The 2890-nt window shown below is 70.9% G+C and carries 2 protein-coding genes and 1 pseudogene; all 3 read left to right on the top strand.

Going from position 1 to position 2890, the window contains the following annotated elements; translation table 11 throughout:
* Positions 1–16: 16 nt before the first annotated feature.
* Positions 17–894: pseudogene (gene trpA / locus AC2W7M_RS23115) on the top strand (tryptophan synthase subunit alpha).
* Positions 895–1008: 114 nt separating this feature from the next.
* On the top strand, positions 1009–1929 hold the full coding sequence (gene accD / locus AC2W7M_RS23110; RefSeq protein WP_486135246.1) for an acetyl-CoA carboxylase, carboxyltransferase subunit beta: 921 nt from the start codon (positions 1009–1011) through the stop codon (positions 1927–1929).
* A gap of 37 nt (positions 1930–1966) precedes the next feature.
* Positions 1967–2890, top strand: a 924-nt coding sequence (locus AC2W7M_RS23105) for a bifunctional folylpolyglutamate synthase/dihydrofolate synthase (protein ID WP_486135244.1), incomplete at its 3' end; no start/stop codon positions are given.

The following is a 2890-nucleotide window of genomic DNA, read 5'->3' as shown; positions in this document are numbered from 1 at the left end:
GCCCGCGGCACGGCCAATAAAATCCGGCGACCTTCCATCGACCAGCCCGACCACCAGCCCGACCTCCAGCCCGACCCGCATCGACGACCGCTTCAAGGCTCTTGCTCAGGAAGGGCGGCCCGGCCTCGTCACCTTCATCACCGCCGGGGATCCCGACCTCGACACCTCGCTCGAAATCCTCAAGGCCCTGCCCGGCGCGGGCGCGGACGTGATCGAGCTGGGCGTGCCCTTCACCGATCCCATGGCGGACGGCCCGGCGATCCAGGCCGCCGGCCTGCGCGCCTTGCGCGCCGGCCAGACGCTCGCCAAGACGCTGGGCATGGTGAAGGCGTTCCGGGAGGGCGACGGCGCCACCCCGATCGTGCTCATGGGCTATTTCAATCCCATCTACGTTTATGGCGTCGACCGCTTTCTGGCGGACGCCAAGGCTGCGGGCGTGGACGGGCTCATCGTCGTCGATCTGCCGCCGGAGGAGGATGACGAACTGTGCCTGCCGGCGCTGGCCGCGGGCATCGACTTCATCCGCCTCGCCACCCCGACCACCGACGACAAGCGCCTGCCGGCGGTGCTGAAGCACACGGCGGGCTTCGTCTATTACGTCTCCATCACCGGCATCACCGGCTCGGCCACGCCCGACGCCGATGCGGTGGGTGCGGCGGTCAAGCGCATCAAGGGCCACACCGCGCTGCCGGTGGCGGTGGGCTTCGGCGTGAAGACCCCCGAACAGGCGGCCGCCATCGCCCAGGGAGCCGACGCCGTGGTGGTGGGCTCGGCGCTGGTGGAAACGGTGCGCGCCAGTCTCGATTCCCACGGCAAGGAGACGCCCAGACCGTGCCCGCCGTGGAGCAGCTCGCCCGCGCGCTCGCCGATGCGGTGCGCGCCGTGCGACGCTGAACGGCGCCGGCGCCGCCCGACGCCGCACTTTCGCCGCGCTCGGCTTGCCTTTAGAGGTGTGCCGTGGCACGCCGCGCTGCAACACGCCGCCGCGCCGATCCGCCGGAGATGCCCGTGAACTGGATTTCCAACGTCGTCCGCCCGAAGATCCGCGATTTCCTGGCGCGCCGCGAGGTTCCGGAGAACCTCTGGGTGAAGTGCCCGGAGACCGGGCAGATGGTGTTCCATAAGGACCTGGAGACGAACCAGTTCGTCATTCCCGGCTCCGGCTATCACATGCGCATGGACGCGGTGACGCGGCTGAAGAACACCTTCGACGACGGCGCCTATGAAGAGGTCGCCCTTCCCGAGGTGGCGGTCGACCCGCTGAAGTTCCGCGACGAACGCCGCTATGTGGACCGGCTGAAGGACGCGCGCGCCAAGACCTCCTACCAGGATGCGGTGAAGGTCGCGACCGGGATGCTGGAGGAACTGCCGGTCACGATCGCGGTTCAGGATTTCGGCTTCATGGGCGGCTCGCTCGGCATGGCCGCCGGCGAGGCGGTGGTGACCGGGCTGCAGACCGCAGCGCAGAACGGCACCCCCTTCATCATGTTCGCCGCCTCCGGCGGGGCGCGCATGCAGGAAGGCATCCTCTCCCTCATGCAGTTGCCGCGCACCACTGTGGCGATCCAGGAACTGCGCGAGGCGAAGAAGCCCTATATCGTCGTGCTCACCAACCCGACCACCGGCGGCGTCACCGCCTCCTACGCCATGCTGGGCGACATCCACATCGCCGAGCCGGGCGCGCTGGTGGGCTTCGCCGGCCCGCGCGTGATCGAGCAGACCATCCGCGAGAAGCTGCCCGAGGGCTTCCAGCGGGCCGAGTATCTGCGCGACCACGGCATGATCGACCTCGTGGTGCACCGCCACCAGATGCGCGAGACGCTGGGCCGCCTGTGCCGGCTGCTCATGCGCGCCCCGGCCCTTCCCCCCAAGGCGCGGCTGCCGCGGCCGTCCGCACCGGAGGCCGCGCCGCCCGCTTCCGCGGCCTGACGGCCCCGCCGCCGCGGGGCCTCGAAAGAAGACGAAGATGGCCCTAGCCCAGCCCATGCGGGCGCCGGATTCCATCCTGGACCGGCTCTCCGCTCTGCATCCCAAGAAGATCGACCTGTCGCTCGCGCGCATGGAGCGGCTGATGGCGGCGCTCGGCCATCCGGAGCGGCGGCTGCCGCCGGTGATCCACGTGGCGGGCACCAACGGCAAGGGCTCTACCATCGCCTTCATGCGCGCCATCCTGGAGGCGGCGGGACAGCGGGTCCACGTCTACACCTCGCCGCATCTGGTGCGCTTCAACGAGCGCATCCGCCTGGCCGGACATCTGGTGGAGGACGGCCCGCTCGCCGAGGCGCTGGAGCGCGCCGAGACCGCGAATGCCGGCGCGCCCATCACCCTGTTCGAGATCACCACCGCGGCCGCGTTCCTCCTGTTCTCCGACACGCCGGCGGACGTGCTGCTGCTGGAAGTGGGCCTCGGCGGCCGGCTCGATGCCACCAATGTGGTGGAGACGCCGGCGCTGAGCGTCATCACCCCGGTCTCCATCGACCATGTGGATTTCCTCGGCTCGACACTCGCCGCCATCGCCGGCGAAAAGGCCGGCATCATCAAGCGCCTGGTTCCGGTGGTGTCGGGCGTCCAGGCCAGCGAGGCGGAGGCGGTGATCGCGCGCGCGGCGGCGCGGCCGCGCCCCGGTCTTCATCGGCGGCCAGCACTGGAGCATCGCCGACGATGCCGGGCGCCTCGCTTATGCGGACGAGAACGGCCTGCTCGACCTGCCGCGGCGCGCCTCGTGGGGCCGCACCAGATCGCCAATGCCGGGCTCGCGGTGGCGGCGCTGCGAACCGTGCCGGACCTCGCTTTGCCGGCCGCCGCCTTCGAGGAGGGCATCCTGAAGGCGGACTGGCCGGCACGGCTCCAGCGTCTCGGGGGCCGGGCCGCTGGTGGCGCGGGCGCCGGC

It is taken from the genome of Xanthobacter sp. BG11Y11_SDJG (assembly GCF_057364445.1).
Note: the sequence above shows the minus strand (reverse complement) of the source record. Positions and strands in the feature narration are given on the sequence as shown.